The sequence below is a fragment of the Tractidigestivibacter scatoligenes genome (genome assembly GCF_001494635.1).
GTDB classification, from domain to species: Bacteria; Actinomycetota; Coriobacteriia; order Coriobacteriales; family Atopobiaceae; genus Tractidigestivibacter; species Tractidigestivibacter scatoligenes.
This window is the reverse complement of record NZ_LOJF01000009.1, coordinates 244,308-261,758: the sequence shown is the minus strand read 5'-3', so window position 1 is coordinate 261,758 and position 17,451 is coordinate 244,308. Positions and strand designations below refer to the sequence as shown.

Here is a 17,451-nt window from a genome sequence, read left to right as displayed (position 1 = left end):
TCGGACAGCGCCCACCCCCTGACGGGATCATTTCGACATATCCGGCCAGAAGGGGCAGAAGTTCATCAAGGATTCGACAAGGTGCCGCGATTGTTAACAAATAGTCACTCCACCAAAGGTACGGGTAGAATCAACCCTCGGGGCGCGGTTCCCGGAGCTAACTTCCGGGCTCCTGCCAATCCCACACGGTGAGCGCCCGTTTTGCGCCACCGCTCGCATGCTTGTCTTTGTTCGGCGCACGTAAGCTGCACCTAGGAGGTCTGCATGGTAGTTGAGGAACTTGAGCAGTATGGGATTCACCACACCGATGACAGGACGGCGATAGACCCGTCGCCCGCTCGCCTGATCGAGAAGGCCGTCTCGCGCGGGGAGGGCATTCTCACCAGCACGGGCGCGCTTGCGGTCACCACGGGCAAGTACACGGGTCGCTCGCCAAAGGACCGCTTCATCGTGGACACCCCCGACGTCCACGACAAGATTGCCTGGGGTAACGTTAACGTACCCTTCTCCGAGGAGGACTACCAGCTCGTTCACGATGAGGTCATCTCGTACCTCTCCGAGCGTCGCATCTTCATGGTCCACGGCATCGCTGGTGCAGACAGGCGCTACTCTCGCAAGATCCTGGTCCTGACTGAGCTCGCCAGCCAGGCGCTCTTTGCGCACCAGATGCTCGTGCGCCCCACCGAGGAGGAGCTTGCCAACTACGGCCGCGCCGACTTCGTGGTTATGGCGTGCCCCGGACTCAAGCTTGATCCGGCCGTGCACCACACCCACTCCGAGGCCGCGGTCATCATCAACTTCAAGGAGCGCGTGGTTCTCATCGCTGGCACCCAGTACTCCGGCGAGATCAAGAAGTCTATCTTCTCGGTTATGAACTACCTGCTCCCCGTTGAGGAGAACGTGCTCACCATGCACTGCTCCTGTAACATGAACCCGCAGTCGCACGGCACCACGGTCTTCTTTGGCCTCTCCGGCACCGGCAAGACCACGCTCTCTGCCGCAGAGGGGCGCCTGCTCATTGGCGACGACGAGCACGGCTGGGCAAAGGACTCCGTCTTCAACATCGAGGGTGGCTGCTACGCCAAGACCATCCGCATCTCCGAGGAGACCGAGCCCCAGATCTGGCACGCCATCCGCTTTGGTGCCCTTTGCGAGAACGTGGTGCTTGACCCCAACAGCCGCATCGCCGACTACGATGATGATTCCCTCACCGAGAACGGCCGCGTTGCCTACCCGGTCGAGTTCATCGACAACGCCGTGGTCAAGGGCCGCGCCAAGCGTACGCCCGACGTAGTAATCTTCCTCACTGCCGATGCCTTCGGCGTATTGCCCCCCATCTCCAAGCTGGACGAGAATGCCGCCATGTACCACTTCATGACCGGCTTCACCTCCAAAGTCGCCGGTACCGAGCGCGGCATCAAGGAGCCCACGCCCACGTTCTCCTCGCTCTTTGGCGAGCCGTTCATGCCGCTTGACCCCATGGTCTACGCCAAGATGCTTGGCGAGAAGATCGAGCACAACGGCACGCGCGTCTACCTCATTAACACCGGTTGGTCCGGCGGCTCTTACGGCACCGGCAGTCGCATCAAGCTCAAGTACACGCGCAAGATGGTTGAAGCCGCTCAGTCTGGCATCATCGACGACTCCGAGTTTGTGCATGACGAGCGCTTCAACCTCGATGTGCCCACGAGCTGCCCCGGCGTGCCCGACGAGCTGCTCAACCCGCGCAGCACCTGGGCCGACAAGGACGCCTACGACGCCACTGCCGAGAAGCTCGCGCAGATGTTCGTCGAGAATGCCGAGAAGCGACTGCAGTCGATGACCCCCGAGGTCCGTGCTGCCGGCCCGCGGCCGCTGGGGAAGTAAGGGGGTCTCGCCTTTACGCCCTGACGTCTCTGCACTGACGCCTGATTGCCCTTCCTCGTGAAAAAATTGCTCCGAAGAGTGCCCTCCTGCGCCAGTTCGACGCCGGAGGGCATTTCATGCACGCAATTACGACAGCGCGGGCTATTGCCATCCGGAAATGGAATCCCGTTGCCCGGTAAACGAATCCCATCCCAGGGGAGGGTTGGGAGGTCGATACACATTCGTCACCCGAATGTGTATCGACCTGGGCGCGTCACAGATTCGTTCACGAATGTGTATCGGACGAGAAGGGCAATGGCGGACAAGTACCTCGCTCCGGCTCCATCTTTTGCGCCGATGGGCGCGTCTTGCGGGGAAAGACGTCGGGACCCACCTTTCGGTGTCATGCTCTCGTCCGAGGGGCATTTCGGCAGATAGCGGTGGCACTTCGGTGCCCCAGGACATGCTCTTTCCCAGAATGAGTGCAATTAGGACGCTGTCCGCTATTGGGTGAAGTCCGCAGCCACGAATCCTCACCTGCTGTTCAATCGCTTGTGCCTGGGCGCTTTCGAATAGGGGTTATCCTCAAGCTTGTATAACGACTAATAATTTGTTAGGCTTACATAAAGTAAGTATGTTAGATGCCCTCACGGCCAGGGCATTTCGTGGTTTTGGAAGGTACCATCCTTGAGAATCCTCAATGTCAGCGCTCAGAAGCCGGATGGCACAGGCAGTGGCACCTTCCTCGCGCAGACCGTGGCCTCGCAGGTTGAGCTGGGCTACGAGACGGCCGTGATCTGCGGCATTGACGATGGCGACCAAACGTCTGCGCTACCGGGGCAGACGGCCGTGTTTCCCGTGCGGTTTATGACCCCGGAGCTGCCGTTCCATGTGTGCGGCATGTCAGATGAGATGCCCTATTCCGCCACGCGCTACCGCGACCTCACCCCTGCCATGGAAACACGGTTCGAGGCCGCGTTCCTTGCTGCACTCGAGCGCGCCCTTGCGGATTTTGCCCCCGATGTCGTGCTCTGCCATCACCTGTATCTACTTTCCTCAATTGTGCGCGAGCAAATCAAGGGAATCCCCGTTGCCGTGATATGCCATTCGACCGACCTTAGGCAGATGGCGACCCACGACCTCGAGCGTCCACGCATCATCTCTGCCATGCGGTGCGCGGATGCGGTGTTCTGCCTCCATCGCGCTCAAGCCGAGGAGGTCGTGCGCGTCTACGGGATTGATCCCTTGCGAGTCCATGTGACAGGAACGGGCTACAATTCCTGCGTCTTCAACCAGGAAGGTCCGCGCGTCCCCCGGCAGGCTGGCAGGATTTGCTTCGTGGGCAAGGTCAGCTTTAAGAAGGGCGTGGAATCGCTCCTCTCTGCGATGGACCTCATCTCCCCAGCCGCAATCGGCGGGAGGAGCCTGGAGCTCGTGCTGGTAGGCGGCCATGACCCCGCCTCCCAGGACTACCGTCGCATAGCTGCGAAGGTTGGGGCTGCCACTGCCTGGCCGGTGAGAATGGCGGGTCGCGTCCCCACTGAGGAGCTTGTGAGAATCTATCGTTCGAGCGACGTATTTGTGCTGCCCTCTTTCTACGAGGGGCTGCCCCTTGTGGGTATCGAGGCCTTGGCCTGCGGCGACAAGGTCGTCATGACGGCGCTTCCCGGTGTGAGGGAGGGTATGGGGGACGTTCTCCCCGGAAACCCCATCCAATGGGTTGAGCCTCCTGCCATGCTCGATGTGGATACGCCAGACCCAGGCAGTCTGCCGGCGTTCGAGAGGCGTCTCGCGGATGCCATCGTCCACTCATTGGTGACGCCGCAGCCAAGCTTTGACGTGACCCATGCGTCATGGGACAAGGTCGTCTCGCGCATGCTCATGTGCCTGAGGGAGGCAGACATAGCGTGAGAAGCACTATTCGCCGTAGGTGCGGAAGTGCCCTGGACTTTGCCCTTCTTTTTGTCCTTGCCGCCTTTTGCGCCGTGTTCGTTGTCTGGCCCATAGGGTCGTTTGTCTGGCAGGCACTGCCCTTTTCCGGCTCTGCGCCCAACATGCTCGAGGTTCTTACCCAGAACTCTGGGGCCATACTCAACAGCGTCTTCGTTGCCGTGCTGGTAAGCCTTCTCTCGTGTGCCATTGCGCTGGCAGTCGCCCTTGTCGTTACGTTTGGCCGGCGAGGCTGGGCGAGCTTGGTGACGGGGCTTGTCACGCTGAGCCTGGCCTCTCCTCCTTTTGTGGCGTCTCTTGCCTACATCGAGCTCTTTGGCCGAAGGGGGCTCGTGACACACGGGCTCCTTGGCCTTTCCGTGAGCCCGTATGGCTGGCAGGGCATAGTCTTCATGGAGGCGCTCTTCTTCACCGGCATCAACGTCATCCTGCTTGACAGCGTGCTCGAACGCGTTGACAAGAGCGCCGTGAGCGCTGCGCTTGACCTTGGCGCGCCCATGCGTCGCGTGTTCGCGGACATCATCCTTCCGCTCCTGAGGCCGGGCGTCGCGGTGTGCCTGCTGCTCACGTTCGTGCGCTCGATTGCCGACTACGCCACGCCCGTGGTCATCGGTGGCAAGTTCGAGACCATCTCTACCCAGATTTACGTGCGCGTCGTTGGCTACTCTGACCTTGGTGCGGCGGCCGTGCTGAACCTCGTGCTCTTTGCTGCCTCCTTTGTCGCCTTCATCGCATACCGTCGGCTTGGGTCGACCCTCGATGTGGCGTCTAAGTCCTTGGGGGCGTCCGTCCGGCCGGCCGACGACGAGGCGGGCTTCAGACTTCGGGGCGCGCTCGGGGTCTTCGCCCACGTTGTGACGGCGGCATTCTCGTCTGCCATCGTGGCCGTCTACGCGACGATAGTCCATGCCGCGTTCACCAAGGGCATGGGGTGGTCTGCGCCGCTCACCTTGGACAACCTCACTCACCTCATGGAGTACAACGTCGACGCAATCGGCCGAAGCATCCTCTATGCCCTGCTTAGCGCTGGCGCATCAACGTTGATCGGGCTTCTCGCCGCCTACTTCGTGCACAGGCGCCGTGTTGCCGGAAGCTTTCTGCTCGACTTCCTGACTTCGCTTCCCTATACGATCCCAGGCATCTGCCTTGGCTTGGGCTACATCCTTGCATTCAACCGTCCGCCGCTTGAGCTTGTGGGAACGTCCACGATCATCGTTGCTGTCCTTACCGCCAAGGAGATCGCCATCTCAACGAGGGCCTTCACGGCCGCCCTTGCCCAGGTGCCCCCCGAGCTTGACATGGCGGCGAAGGACCTGGGCGCACCAGATACCTCGGTTCTTTGGGGCGTCCTCGCCCCCAACCTTCGCTCGGCCTTTGGCGTGAGCCTCATCAACGGCTTCACGGGCTCAATGATGGCCTATGCAGCCGTCCTCTTCCTCATAGTTCCTGGCCACAAGACGGCGATATTCGAGCTGTTCGATGCCCTCTCCGGCGGAAAGTACGGCGAAGCCGCCATGATCTCGCTCGCGCTGGTGGCCATCACGTCCCTTGTGTGCGCGGCCTTCGGACGCCTTCTCGTCAAGCGTAGGAGCTAGCATGTTTCTTGAGCTTTCCCACCTCTCCAAGTCCTTTGGGAGTCACGAGGTCATCGATGACCTTTGCCTCAGCGTCGAGAAGGGCGAAGTCATGTGCCTTCTCGGGGCATCCGGCTGCGGGAAGACAACGACGCTCCGCCTGGTTGGGGGGTTTCTCGCTCCGGATGGCGGCAGGGTGGTCATCGATGGGCAGGACGTGACCGGAATGTCGCCCGAAATTCGTCCAACGGCAACGGTGTTTCAGTCCTACGCGCTCTTCCCCCACATGAGCGTGGTGGAAAACGTTGGCTATGGCGTGCGTTTTTCTGGCGCAACGCGCGCCGAGGCCAAGCAACGGGCGATGGAGATGCTCGAGGCCGTAGGGCTTTCCGAATGCGCGTCCAGCCGTGTCCAGGACATATCGGGTGGCCAACAACAGCGTGTCGCGCTTGCGAGGGCACTCGTTCTGGGGCCCAAGGTGCTTCTTCTCGACGAGCCGTTTAGCAACCTCGACGCCAACCTCCGCATCCGAATGCGCGAGGAGGTACGCCAAATCCAGCGTCGGTTCGGCGTGACGATGGTCTTCGTCACACACGATCGTGAGGAGGCCATGTCCTTCGCGGACAGGTTGGCGATCATGCGCAATGGCAAGATCCTCCAAGTGGCTACCCCGCGCGAGGCATACGACCATCCCGCCGACCTTTACTGCGCAAGGTTTCTCGGCCACGTAAACGAACTTGACGTGCCAGGCGGAACGCGATTCTTCCGAGACGAGGCGGTGACCCTTGGCAAGGAAGGCGGGGTCCTGGGCGTCGTCGGGGATGCCACCTACCTTGGCGGCTATTGGCGCTATGAGCTGCTTGTGGGGGAATCGCGCGTGTACGTTCGCGCTCCTGCAAACCAACGCTACGCAAGGGGTGCGACAGTGCCTTTTGTCATAGACCAGACCATCGACGTATAGAGAGGGAGACAAGGTGAGTAACATCGTTTCGAGAAGGGGATTCATTCGCATTGCCGGGGCGGCGAGCCTCCTTGGCCTTGCGGGCTGTTCTCAGGGCAACGGGGGAGGGTCCGCCGAGCCGGACAAGGCCGACACGTCAACCGAGGGGCTTACGTCCACCTCGGGGAAGACGCTCAAGGTCCTCTGCACGAGCGAGAGCTACAAGGCGCTCTTTGATAAGTTCACCTCCGAGGTGGGTGCTCCCGTCGAGTACATCTCGATGTCTTCGGGTGAGGTTCTCTCCAAGCTCAAGGCCGAGGGGGGCAAGCCAGCGGCGGACCTCTGGTTTGGAGGCGGAATCGACTCGTTCATGAGTGCGGCTGACTCCGGCCTTCTCGAGAGGGTCGATTTCGACCGTGCCTCCGAGTTTGCCGAAGGCTTCAAGTCTGAGGACAACTACTGGTTCTCCAAGGGTGCCACCATCGTCGGCTTCATCGTGAACAATGACATCCTTGACGAGATTGGCGCCGAGAAGCCAGCGTCTTGGGCGGACCTTGCGAGTTCCGACTACAAGGGCGAGATCATGATGTCCTCGCCTGCGGTCTCGGGCACGAACTACGCGGCCGTTGCTGCCATCCTCCAGACCATGGGAGAGGACAAGGGCTGGGAGTACCTCACGGCCCTTAACGAGAACATCCCGTATTACACCAAGCGCGGCAGCGACCCCTCCACGCGCGTGGCTGCAGGCGAGGCGGCTGTTGGCATCACCTACATCGACAATACGCTCGATGACATTCTGGCCGACGGTACGCTCGAGATCGTCTACCCCGAGGAGGGCATGCCCTACATTCCTGATGGGGTTGCGGCCTTTGCCAACGCGGACGACACCGAGGACGCCAAGCTCTTCATCCAGTGGTTCTTCTCGTCTGACGAGAACCTCCGGGCTCTGGCTGACATCGACAAGAAGTCAACGATACTGCTTGCGCTGCCTACGATCGACGGCCTCGAGCTTGACTTTGACCCATCGCAGCTCATGACTGAGGATCTAAGCAGGTTTGGGTCCGACCGCGATGCGACGCTCGCCAGGTGGGATGAGGTCACAAGCGGCAAGGAGGTCGTCTCCAGCAAGTAGGCCTTTGCCTTGGCAGACTTCCCGGCAGTTCCCGCGGTGCGCTTTTGCGCCCCATAAAACGAGCGACGAGACCGTAGGGCACTGAAAGCTCGTGGATGGCGCACCGGCCGTGTAGCTACCAAGATGAAGAGCGCCCCCGCCCCTTCTGACCTGTGAGGGTGAACGGTCGGAAGGGGCGGGGGAGGTTTTAGGCGAGAAAACCGCAGGGTTATGCGCTCTTTAGGCGAGCGACAGACATGTCCTACTCGGCCATCTGCGCCTGGACGGCGGTGATGGCAACAACGCCCACGATGTCCTCGGCGGAGCAGCCACGCGAGAGGTCGTTGACAGGCTTCGCGATGCCCTGGAGCACCGGGCCGTAGGCTTCGGCGCCGGCGAAGCGCTGGACCAGCTTGTAGCCGATGTTTCCGGCCTCGAGGTCGGGGAACACGAGCACGTTGGCGTGACCGGCAACGGTGGAACCGGGAGCCTTGAGCTCGGCCACGCTCGGCACCAGGGCGGCGTCAAGCTGCAGGTCGCCGTCGACGGCGAGCTCGGGGGCCTTCTCGTGCGCAAGGGCGGTTGCCTCCTGGACCTTGGTGGGCACGTCGCCCTTGGCGGAGCCCATGGTGGAGAAGGAGAGCATGGCGACCTTGGGCTCGGAGCTCATGTACTTCTTCCAAGAGCCCGCGGAGGCGATGGCAATCTCGGAGAGCTCGTCGGCCGTGGGGTTGATGTTGAGGCCGCAGTCAGCAAAGAGCAGCGTGCCGTTCTCGCCGTACTCTGCCTTGTCGGTGCACATAATAAAGAACGCCGAGACGAGCTTGGTTCCGGGGGCGGTCTTCAGGATCTGGAGCGCGGGTCGCAGCGTGTTGGCGGTCGAGTGGCAGGCGCCGGAGACCAGGCCGTCAGCGTCGCCCATCTTGACCATCATGGTGCCAAAGTAGGTGGCGTCGTTCATCTGCTCCATGGCCTCGGGCAGCGTGACGCCCTTCTTCTTGCGCAGCTCGGCGAAGGCGGCAGCGTACTCGTCGTGCCTCTCAGCAGTGCGCGGGTCGATCACGGTGACGCCGGGGACGTCGATCTTGGCAGGGTCGCCAAGGATGACAAGGTCGGCGATGCCTTCGTCCACAATCTGGCGGGCGGCCGCAATGGTGCGCGGATCCTCGCCCTCGGGAAGGACGATCTTCTTCCTGTCGGCCTTGGCGGCGGTCTTCATGCGGTCAAGAAACTCACTCATCGATGCTGCTCCCTCTTGTCTTGTGGTGTGCCGCTTACACCCCTTGTGCGGTCCGTTCGCGGGCCTTGGCCTGTAGATTGTGAGACCGTGCCCGGCCAGCCGCATGGGTCGTTACCCATTATAGGAGCGAGTGTTAAAATCAACAGCCAGATCGAGATGCGTTGCGCCCTGCGCACACACTCGATTCTTTTTGGCCGCGCTTCGCGGTCCGAGGTATCGGGGCCCCACGGGGCGCTTGGGAAGGACTTTCATGGGAATCGCAAACGGACTGCCTGCCGGCTTCAACCCAGATGCATATGATGCCATCATCGTGGGCGCGGGCTACGCGGGTGCGGTCTGCGCCCGCCGCCTTGCAGAGGCGTGCGGCATGAAGGTTGCCGTCATCGAGCGACGCGACCACATTGGCGGAAACGCCTACGACTACGTTGATGATGCCGGCATCCTGGTGCACAAGTACGGCCCGCACATCTACCACACCATGAACGACCGCGTGAACCAGTACCTCTCGCGTTTCACCGAGTGGACGGGCTACCAGCACAAGGTCCTAGCCAACATTCACGGCACGCTCATGCCGGTTCCCTTCAACCACACCTCGCTCAAGCTCGCGTTTGGTGACGAGAGGGGAGAGGCGCTCTACCAGAAGCTCGTGGCGACCTTCGGTGAGAACAAGAAGGTCCCCATCATGGAGCTGCGCGAGAAGAACGACCCCGAGCTCTCCGAGGTCGCCGACTACGTCTATGAGAACGTCTTTCTCCACTACACCATGAAGCAGTGGGGCAAAACTCCCGACCAGATTGACCCGTCGATCACTGGCCGCGTGCCCGTCTTTGTTGGTGACGACGACCGCTACTTCCCCACGGCAAAGTACCAGGGCATGCCCGCCGAGGGTTACACGAAGCTCTTTGAGAACATGCTCAACCACGATCTGATTTCCGTGTTTCTCGGCGTAGACGTGCGTGACATCCTTAAGGTGAGCACCTCGAATGTCCTCATCTGCGGGCGTCCCTACGGCGGAGAGATTGTCTACTCCGGTCCCCTTGACGAGCTCTTTGGGCTTGACTTGGGCGCGCTGCCGTACCGCACGCTCGACATGCAGTTCGAGACGCTCCCCATCGACCAGTTCCAGCCCGTGGGCACCGTCAACTACACCACCTCCGAGGACTTCACGCGCATCACCGAGTTCAAGAACATGACCGGCCAGGTGGCGCCTGGGCGCACGACCATCATGCGCGAGTACTCCAAGGCATACGTGCCCGAGAGCGGCCAGACACCGTACTATGCCATCCTGGAGGATGACAACCTCGAGCTCTACCGCCGCTACCGCGAGCGTGTTGCCGGCATTCTCAACTTCCACTGTGTTGGCCGCCTTGCGGAGTACCGCTACTACGACATGGATGGTGTGGTTGCCTCGGCGCTCAACCTGTCGGACGAGCTCATTCAGGTGCACAAGTAGCACGCTTCGGAGCGGGGCACAGCGCTCCGCCCCATTTTTCTCGCGCGCTTTAAGACCGTTTGGTCTGTCGTGCCAACCACAGCCACGCTCCCTCGACCAAGGACAAACTCACATGGAGAAGACCATCACCTTTGGCATCCCGTGCTATAACGCGGCGGCCTACATGGACAAGTGCATCACTTCCATCCTCGAGGGGTCCGGCTATGCCGAGGACGTCGAGATTGTGATTGTGGACGATGGCTCCACCAAGGATGACACCCCCCAGAAGGCTGACGACTGGGCAAAGCGCTACCCTAACATCATCCGCGCGGTGCACCAGGAGAACGGCGGACACGGCAAGGCCGTGATGGCTGCTGTGGGTGCAGCCCAGGGCGCGTACTTCAAGAACATCGACTCCGACGACTGGTTTGACGCAGAGGCACTCCAGCGCCTTCTCACCACGCTCCGCCGCTTTGACGAGCTTGGCGACAACGTCGACCTCGTGATTACCAACTACGTCTACGAGCACGTGGAGGATGGCACGCAGAACGTGGTCGACTATCGCCACGTGCTGCCGGTGGGACGCGTCTTTACCTGGGGAGAGATTGGTCACTTCAAGAAGACGCAGTATCTTCTCATGCACGCGCTCACGTACCGCACCAAGACGCTGCGCGCGGCCAACCTACAGATGCCGGCCCACACGTTCTACGTGGACAACATCTACGCCTACGTGCCGTTCCCCAGGTGCCACAACCTCTACTACCTTGATGTGGACCTCTATCGCTACTTCATTGGGCGCGAGGACCAGTCCGTGAACGACGCCGTACTCACGAGTCGCGTTGACCACTACTGGCGCGTTGCTCGCGTGATGTGGGAGGCCTATCACCTCTACGACGACGTCCAGCCGCGCAAGCTACGCGAGTACATGATGAGCTACTTCACCATCATCATGGCCATCTGCTCGGTCTTCTCGAAGAAGTCCGATAGGCCCGATGCCGAGGAGCAGCTGCAGAAGCTCTGGGATGACCTCAAAGCCTACGATCCCAAGATGTATCGTCGTGCGCGTCATGGCGTTGTGGGCATCGCGACCAACCTGCCTGGCCTCGTGGGCAAGGACATCACGCTCTGGGGCTATCGCGTGGCCCAGAAGCACGTGAAATTCAACTAGGGACGCGCAAGGGGAGACGTACGGGGGCTTGGGGCCCTGTTTGCTTCTGGAGTTACGCTTCGCGAAGAACTCCTGAAGCAAACAGGGCCCCGCGCATGCGTATTCCCTTGGCGCGTCAGGCTTCGGGTCTTGGCTCGGGGTCCTTCCTTTTCGGAGAACAGCTCTTTTTCTTAAAACGACTACACGCCAACAGGGCAAATGCAGACTGCTTTTAAGAAATGGAGCTGTTCTCCGCGAGGGGCGAGAACGACCTGACTATGGGCTCTGAGCCCTCGCCTTAGGCCGAGCTTACCTTGGCGGCATCTGGGAGACTATACGAGTCGGCACTGAGGCTGTGGACCAGAGCGCAGGCTGCCGGCTGCTGCTGTCTGGCTTTCGACTAGAGTCGACAATTGGCCGCTGAACTTCAAAAGAGCCAGGTAGCTAGTCCGCAATGGGCAGGTCCGGTGCTGTCGAGCCGCAATGCCTTCTGAAACCTGCCAGAAGAGAAGACGCAACCATGATTGACCGTGTCTCCTGTCTATAACTGCGTCTTCCGAGAATGAGCTCAGCCAGTTGAGGGATGAGCTGGAAGCTGATGTGAAAGGGGCATGCTATGAACCACGGGGACATCTCTTCAAGCGCGGACTGTGTAGGCGTTGCGGTTGTGAACTGGAAGATGCCGCGTCTTCATGACCAGGCGGGTATCCTCGAGAACTGCGAGCATATCGCTTCTTATATCAAGGGGCTCAAGACCGGGCTTCCCGGACTCGACCTCGTGGTCTTTCCCGAGTACTCCACGCATGGGATCATGTACGATTTCGACGAGATGATGGCGAATGCGACCACAGTGGATGGTCCTGAGGTCGCGATCTTCAAGAAGGCCTGCATAGAGAACCATGTCTGGGGCGTCTTCTCCCTGACAGGCGAGCGCCACGAAGAGCATCCGAAGAAGGTCCCCTACAACACCTTGATTCTGATCAATGACAAGGGGGAGATTGTCCAGAAGTACCGCAAGATGATTCCCTGGACGCCAATCGAGGGCTGGTATCCGGGAGACTCCACCTATGTGAGCGAGGGCCCCAAGGGCCTCAAGATTTCCCTCATCATCTGTGATGACGGCAACTATCCTGAGATTTGGCGAGACTGCGCGATGTGCGGGGCCGAGCTTGTTATCCGCTGCCAGGGCTACATGTATCCGGCGAATCAGGAAGAGGTCAATGTCGTCCCCGTCATGGCATGGTGCAACAATGTCTATGCGGCAGTTGCCAATGCATCGGGCTTCGATGGGGTCTATTCCTACTTCGGCCACAGCTCGATCTGCGGCTTTGATGGGCACATCCTTGGCATGACCGGTGCAGAGGACTACAGCTACCAGTATGCACAGCTCTCGGTGTCTGCCATTCGCGATGCCCGTGCTAACTGGCAGTCTCAGAACCATCTCTACAAGCTCTTGCACCGCGGCTATACGGGCACAATCAATTCGGGCGAAGAGCGCTTCGGCGAGTCGAAGTGCCAGTTCGAGTTCTACCGCAAGTGGGTCGAGGACCCCGAAGGCACCCAGAAAGAGGTCGAGGGCATGACCAGGACGCTTCCGGGCGTCAAGTGGGCACCGATTCCCGGCATTCCCCACGAGGAATAGCACGAAGGAATAGCGCAGAGGAAAAAATGGTGAGCGGGACTGTCCAGCTGGGCAGCCCCGCTCTTTGCGCTAGCTCTCCGGTGCTGGCAGAATCTCTGCAAGCTTTTCCTCGAGCTTTGGTGCATCGCACTGATGGCAGGGAACGGACAGGATGCTCACGGCGGCGGTCCTTTCATGCTCGGGACAAGGCGCTGCCCCACTTCTGGGAACTCCACACATTGAGGGGCCTTGCCCGGCGCTTGCCAGTCGCCGCAGGAGTTACGCCAGGTCTCGAGCAGCAGGAAGGCCATACGCTGCGGTGGCGCCTCTCGCCCCGTCTGCTATCGCCCGCTCGAGGGCGCGTGTGGCGAGAACCCCAACCACATCCACCTGTGCCTCGACCTCGCCCGTGGCCATCACAAAGACGGTGTCGCCGTCGTTGGTCGTGTGGGTGGGCCTGATGGCGTGGGCGTAGGCGTCTGCCGCCATCTGCGCCACCTTCGTGGCCTGCGGCTTGGTGAGGCGCGCGTTGGTGACCACGCACGAGATGGTTGTGTTGGTGCGACGCTCGAGCGGCATCTGGGCTGCCAGCGAGAGGATCTCGTCCTCCGTGCTTGCAAGGGCCTCACCGTCCTTGGTGCGAAGACCTGCAATTGCCGCGCCGGTTGCGGGGTCGACTACGTCTCCGCAGGCGTTCACGGCGGTCACGGCGCCGCAGACCAAGGCTCCCACGCCCTCCACGTCCTCGCCAAGGCCGCTCTTCATGGCGCGCGTGGGACCTCCAACCTTGCCAACGGTGCAGCCCGTTCCTGCACCCACGTTGCCGCGAGCAAGCGGCTCTCCGTTCCCAGCAAGTGCCAGGCGCGTGGCCTGGGCCCCGTCCTCTGCCGTGGGTCGCACGTGCGGGTCTCCACATGCCAAGTCGAACACGCACGCGCCCGAGACAATGGGCACTACGCCAACTCCCACGTCCAGACCAATGCCGTGGCGCTCGAGCTCCTCTGCGACGCCACAGGACGCTGCAAGGCCGTATGCGGACCCACCCGAGAGAACCACGGCATTGATGGTCTGGACGGTCTCCTCAGGGCGGAGAAGGTCAGTCTCGCGCGTTGCCGGGGCCCCACCACGAACGTCGACGCCACCCGTGGCGCCCTTGGGGCACACAATGACCGTGCACCCCGTTCCGGCCTCGGCGTTGGTTGCATGCGCGGCAAAGATTCCAGGGATTTGGGTGATGCTCTCGATGCTTGCCATGGTTGTTCCTCTCGTCAGCTAGTCCTGCGCGCCCAGGCAGTGGGCAACGAGGTCCTGCCTGCCGAGAAGCGCCTCAAGTTCTCTCACCACGCGGGCAACCGGCAGCCCTACAACGTTTGCCCAGTCGCCTTCAATGCCACTCACAAGCAGCCTGCCGCGACCCTGGATGCCGTAGGCGCCGGCCTTGTCCATGGGCTCGCCAGAGGCAACGTAGGCACAGATCTCCTCGTCTGTGAGGTCAAAGAACGAGACGCGCGTGGTCTCGACAAAGGAACGGGTTGCAAGCGCCTTTGCTGTGGGGTCAAGGTGCATGAGGCAGACGCCCGTGGATACGTGATGCGCTCGACCCGAGAGCTCTCGCAGCATAGCGCGGGCGGCCTTCTCGTCTGCGGGCTTGCCCAGAACGTCGCCGTCCTCGGTCCAGACAATAGTGTCGGCGGCGAGAAGCACGTTCTCGGTAGTCCTGCCTCCCAGCGACGCGCGCGTAGCCTCTGCCTTCTGACAGGCAAGTCGCTTCACCAGATGCGTGGGCGTCTCGCCCGCTTGGCGTGTCTCGTCTATGTCTGCGGGCACAATGGTGAGCGAGAAGCCCGCTGCCTCGAGGAGCTGACGCCGTCTGGGGGATTGCGATGCCAGGTACATGTGCTTCCAATCACTAGGGTTTGCTCGTTGGTAGCATAGTCGTTCTTGAGCGCGCTGATGCCAATGCCAGGCAGAGACAAAGCGAGGGGGCCGCTTGCGCGACCCCCTCGCCTGTGCCAGAGCCGTATGAGCCGTGCTGGGCTACTCGACGGTGATGGCGGAGACGGGGCAGTTGTCAGCCGCCTCCTGGGCGCTATCCTCGGCATCCTCGGGCACGTCGCCCTCGATGGCGTGCGCGACGCCGTCGTCACCGATGCTGAAGACGTCGGGGCAGGTGCCCTCGCAAAGACCGCAGCCGATGCAATCCTCGTTGACAGAAGCCTTCATGTTGCGTTCCTCTCACTTGAACTTCTCGTCCCTGGGCCCCTTACCCAAGGTCCTAATCTTTTTACACGTTTCCGGAGCGGTGCGCAACGTAATTCTGCCTACGGTCTAAAAAGAGCTGCGAGGCACAGAATTGGGCCGTTGAGCTGCGGTTTATTCCTAGCTGTGAAGGGGGATTTGGCATAAGGGAGCCGGCCTTGCCGAGAGGGGCTCGGACGCCGAGAAGAACGAAACCCCCGCTCCGGCGACGATCTGGCGCCGGAGCGGCATCTTTGTACGTGATTGCCACGGGAACGGTACGTGATTGCTGTGACAACGAGCCCTCCGGCGATTGGGGTGTCTCCGCAGGGCGCGTCTTGTTGCAATCCGCATCAAAATCGCTCCTCCGGAGACAAATTGTCTCCGGAGGGCGCCCAGTGATGCAAATCGCACCAAAAGAGGCCTTCCGGCGACAATCGTCACCGGATGGCACGTTCTGGCAGCCGCAGCGTCCCAGCAACAGCGCCCCAAGCAGCAGCGTCCCAGCGACAGCTCCCCAGCAACAGCGCCCCTAAAAGCCTTTTCTCATCCAGACGTGGGGGCAACCCTCGTCGTCGCACCTCTCGTCGAGCGCCCGAAAGCCAAGCTTCTCGTAGAAGCCCTGCGCCCTCACCTGCGCCAGCAGCTCGATGCGGTGCTTGCCCTGCTCCAGCGCGCGCTGCTCGCACGCGCGCACAAGCGCCTGGCCTACGCCCTTACCCCTGCCGGCCTTGAGCACCGCAAGCCTTCCAAGCACAAGGCACCCGCGCTCATCCGAGGAGAACAGACGGCAGGTCCCTATTGGCGCGCCATCCTCGAAAGCAACAAGGTGCAGCGCGGAGCCGTCGATATCGTCAAACTCGTTCTGGAAGCCCTGCTCTTCCACAAAAACCTTCGTGCGGACGAGAACCGCCTCCCGTGGAAGCGAGCGATACGCGCGAATCTCCAAAACAGATCCTCCTGCCAAGGTCCTATTGCGCGACCTGCGTGCTCTTGCAATGAGACAAAGGGAAACTCCCTTTGTCTCATTGCCTGTGGAGGATGGTCACGTTCTCCACGTGGAAGGTCTGCGGGAAGAGGTCCACGGGCGTCACGCTCACGGGCTCGAACACGCCCTCGTCACGGAAGCGCGCGAGGTCGCGGGCAAGCGTCGCGGGGTCGCAGGAGACGTAGGCGATGGCGCGCGCTGGCTGGTCGGAGAGCTGCGCCACCACGTCGGCAGCAAGGCCCGCGCGTGGCGGGTCGACCACGATGACGTCCGCATCAACGTCGGGGAACTCGATGCCCGCGTCCCCGCCAATGGGGTCGACGTTGGTGAGGCTTGCCGCGTCAAGGTTGTGACGCAGGTCTCGCACGGCTGGGCCGTAGGACTCGACAGCCGAGACAAAGCCGGATTTGCGCGCCAGCGGCAGCGTAAAGGTGCCCGCCCCGCAGTAGAGGTCCATGGCCTCCTCGTCCTCGGCAGGGGAGAGCCCCTCCATGACCAGCGATACGAGCTTATCAGCGCCTCTAGTGTTCACCTGGAAGAACGAGGGTGCCGAGACGCGCATGGACTCGCTTCCCACAAGCTCGCCCCAGGAGCCCTTGCCTGAGAGGCGCTCGACGCCGGCGATGCGGCGCGCCTTAGCCGGCCCCTTCTGCATGACGCGGACCACGGAAGTCACCTTGGTGGCGTCCCCCAGCACCTTGGCCACCTGGGGGCGCGGGAAGGGGCCTGGTGCGCCCCAGAGGGCTACCTCAAGCTCCTTCGTACGCCGAGAAGCGCGTATGCCCACGCGCTCCAAGCCCAGGTCGCGAGAGCCGGCAAGGAAGTTCATGGCCCCCTGCACGGCCTTCACGACACCCTTGAACTTGGAGTCAAGAAGCGGGCAGGAGGGGACCTTCACTACGCCCGCGGAGCCCGCCGCATGCATGCCCACCACGGCACGCCCCCGCTGGGTCACCACGGCAAGCTCGACTTTGTTGCGGTAGCCCCAGGGCTCGCCGGGAGCCACGATCGGCGCCACGAGTGCATCGGCATCCTCTGCCGAGAAGCCCCCAAGGCGCGTGAGCGCATCGACAACGCCGGAGCGCTTGGCAGCAAGCTGCGCCTCGTAGGAGAGATGCGCCCAGGGGCAGCCGCCGCAGACGTCAACAAAGGGGCAGGGCGGTGTCACGCGGTCTGGCGAGGCCTCGAGCACCTTGGTCACATGCGCACGAGAGAAGCGCGCCTCATCGGCGTCTGTCTCGGCCTCCACGGTGTCACCCGGCACGCCTCCGGTCACGAACACGGTCTTGCCGTCAGCGTCGTGCGCAATCGCCTCTGGGCCGTAGCCCATGCGCTCGATCTCAAGCCTCTTTGTTGTCATGCGTT

Annotated in this window: 14 protein-coding genes; 8 read left to right on the top strand and 6 right to left on the bottom strand. The window is 61.8% G+C overall.

The features are described 5' to 3' along the window. The first annotated feature begins 264 nt into the window (after positions 1 to 264). The 5 genes from pckA to AUL39_RS05670 all read left to right on the top strand — a co-directional run bounded on the left by pckA (position 265) and on the right by AUL39_RS05670 (position 7,441). Positions 265 to 1,866 carry a phosphoenolpyruvate carboxykinase (ATP) gene (gene pckA, locus AUL39_RS05690; RefSeq protein ID WP_059054566.1) on the top strand — a complete coding sequence of 534 codons (1,602 nt, stop codon included), beginning with the start codon at positions 265 to 267 and terminating at the stop codon, positions 1,864 to 1,866. A 666-nt stretch (positions 1,867 to 2,532) separates the two neighbouring features. Next, positions 2,533 to 3,756: a glycosyltransferase gene (locus AUL39_RS05685; RefSeq protein ID WP_059054564.1), complete on the top strand. Its 1,224-nt coding sequence runs from the start codon at positions 2,533 to 2,535 to the stop codon at positions 3,754 to 3,756. Beyond that, complete coding sequence (locus tag AUL39_RS05680; protein ID WP_059054561.1) at positions 3,753 to 5,390, top strand: ABC transporter permease; 1,638 nt, start codon at positions 3,753 to 3,755, stop codon at positions 5,388 to 5,390. Before AUL39_RS05685 ends, AUL39_RS05680 begins: the two co-directional genes overlap by 4 nt. A gap of 1 nt (position 5,391) precedes the next feature. Next, a complete protein-coding gene (locus AUL39_RS05675; RefSeq protein WP_070807562.1) occupies positions 5,392 to 6,330 on the top strand; it encodes an ABC transporter ATP-binding protein in 939 nt (312 codons plus the stop codon). Between the two features lie 13 nt (positions 6,331 to 6,343). Further along, positions 6,344 to 7,441 carry an ABC transporter substrate-binding protein gene (locus AUL39_RS05670; protein WP_201783919.1) on the top strand — a complete coding sequence of 366 codons (1,098 nt, stop codon included), beginning with the start codon at positions 6,344 to 6,346 and terminating at the stop codon, positions 7,439 to 7,441. A 241-nt stretch (positions 7,442 to 7,682) separates the two neighbouring features. Here AUL39_RS05670 and pta read toward each other — a convergent pair whose 3' ends face one another. Further along, positions 7,683 to 8,765, bottom strand: coding sequence for a phosphate acetyltransferase (gene pta, locus AUL39_RS05665; RefSeq protein ID WP_268873224.1), 1,083 nt, complete (start codon positions 8,763 to 8,765; stop codon positions 7,683 to 7,685). 145 nt (positions 8,766 to 8,910) lie between these two features. Between pta and glf the strand changes: the two genes are divergently transcribed. From glf to AUL39_RS05650, 3 genes are all read left to right on the top strand, one after another. Next, positions 8,911 to 10,113 carry a UDP-galactopyranose mutase gene (gene glf, locus AUL39_RS05660; RefSeq protein ID WP_059054556.1) on the top strand — a complete coding sequence of 401 codons (1,203 nt, stop codon included), beginning with the start codon at positions 8,911 to 8,913 and terminating at the stop codon, positions 10,111 to 10,113. A gap of 112 nt (positions 10,114 to 10,225) precedes the next feature. Next, a complete protein-coding gene (locus AUL39_RS05655; RefSeq protein WP_059054554.1) occupies positions 10,226 to 11,260 on the top strand; it encodes a glycosyltransferase family 2 protein in 1,035 nt (344 codons plus the stop codon). Positions 11,261 to 11,855: 595 nt separating this feature from the next. Beyond that, a complete protein-coding gene (locus tag AUL39_RS05650; RefSeq protein ID WP_059054552.1) occupies positions 11,856 to 12,881 on the top strand; it encodes an aliphatic amidase in 1,026 nt (341 codons plus the stop codon). Positions 12,882 to 13,139: 258 nt separating this feature from the next. Here AUL39_RS05650 and AUL39_RS05645 read toward each other — a convergent pair whose 3' ends face one another. The 5 genes from AUL39_RS05645 to rlmD all read right to left on the bottom strand — a co-directional run bounded on the left by AUL39_RS05645 (position 13,140) and on the right by rlmD (position 17,446). Next, positions 13,140 to 14,114, bottom strand: coding sequence for a P1 family peptidase (locus AUL39_RS05645; RefSeq protein WP_059054550.1), 975 nt, complete (start codon positions 14,112 to 14,114; stop codon positions 13,140 to 13,142). A gap of 18 nt (positions 14,115 to 14,132) precedes the next feature. Beyond that, positions 14,133 to 14,756 (bottom strand): Maf family protein, encoded by a 624-nt coding sequence (locus AUL39_RS05640; protein ID WP_059054548.1) that lies wholly within the window; start codon positions 14,754 to 14,756, stop codon positions 14,133 to 14,135. Between the two features lie 141 nt (positions 14,757 to 14,897). Beyond that, positions 14,898 to 15,083, bottom strand: coding sequence for a ferredoxin (locus AUL39_RS05635; RefSeq protein WP_059054545.1), 186 nt, complete (start codon positions 15,081 to 15,083; stop codon positions 14,898 to 14,900). Between the two features lie 547 nt (positions 15,084 to 15,630). Further along, the gene (locus AUL39_RS05630) at positions 15,631 to 16,047 is read right to left on the bottom strand and encodes a GNAT family N-acetyltransferase (protein WP_059054543.1); all 417 of its coding nucleotides are present in this window, start codon (positions 16,045 to 16,047) and stop codon (positions 15,631 to 15,633) included. A 76-nt stretch (positions 16,048 to 16,123) separates the two neighbouring features. Next, positions 16,124 to 17,446 carry a 23S rRNA (uracil(1939)-C(5))-methyltransferase RlmD gene (rlmD, locus tag AUL39_RS05625; RefSeq protein ID WP_059054541.1) on the bottom strand — a complete coding sequence of 441 codons (1,323 nt, stop codon included), beginning with the start codon at positions 17,444 to 17,446 and terminating at the stop codon, positions 16,124 to 16,126. Between the last annotated feature and the right edge of the window lie 5 nt (positions 17,447 to 17,451).

Bases quoted from the DNA above. Each gene is read 5' to 3' on its own strand.
- AUL39_RS05675 (WP_070807562.1), top strand. From the start codon at position 5,392: ATGTTTCTTGAGCTTTCCCACCTCTCCAAGTCCTTTGGGAGTCACGAG.
- pckA (WP_059054566.1), top strand. From the start codon at position 265: ATGGTAGTTGAGGAACTTGAGCAGTATGGGATTCACCACACCGATGAC.
- AUL39_RS05635 (WP_059054545.1), bottom strand. From the start codon at position 15,083: ATGAAGGCTTCTGTCAACGAGGATTGCATCGGCTGCGGTCTTTGCGAG.
- AUL39_RS05655 (WP_059054554.1), top strand. From the start codon at position 10,226: ATGGAGAAGACCATCACCTTTGGCATCCCGTGCTATAACGCGGCGGCC.
- AUL39_RS05650 (WP_059054552.1), top strand. From the start codon at position 11,856: ATGAACCACGGGGACATCTCTTCAAGCGCGGACTGTGTAGGCGTTGCG.
- pta (WP_268873224.1), bottom strand. From the start codon at position 8,765: ATGCGGCTGGCCGGGCACGGTCTCACAATCTACAGGCCAAGGCCCGCG.
- glf (WP_059054556.1), top strand. From the start codon at position 8,911: ATGGGAATCGCAAACGGACTGCCTGCCGGCTTCAACCCAGATGCATAT.
- AUL39_RS05645 (WP_059054550.1), bottom strand. From the start codon at position 14,114: ATGGCAAGCATCGAGAGCATCACCCAAATCCCTGGAATCTTTGCCGCG.
- AUL39_RS05640 (WP_059054548.1), bottom strand. From the start codon at position 14,756: ATGTACCTGGCATCGCAATCCCCCAGACGGCGTCAGCTCCTCGAGGCA.
- rlmD (WP_059054541.1), bottom strand. From the start codon at position 17,446: ATGACAACAAAGAGGCTTGAGATCGAGCGCATGGGCTACGGCCCAGAG.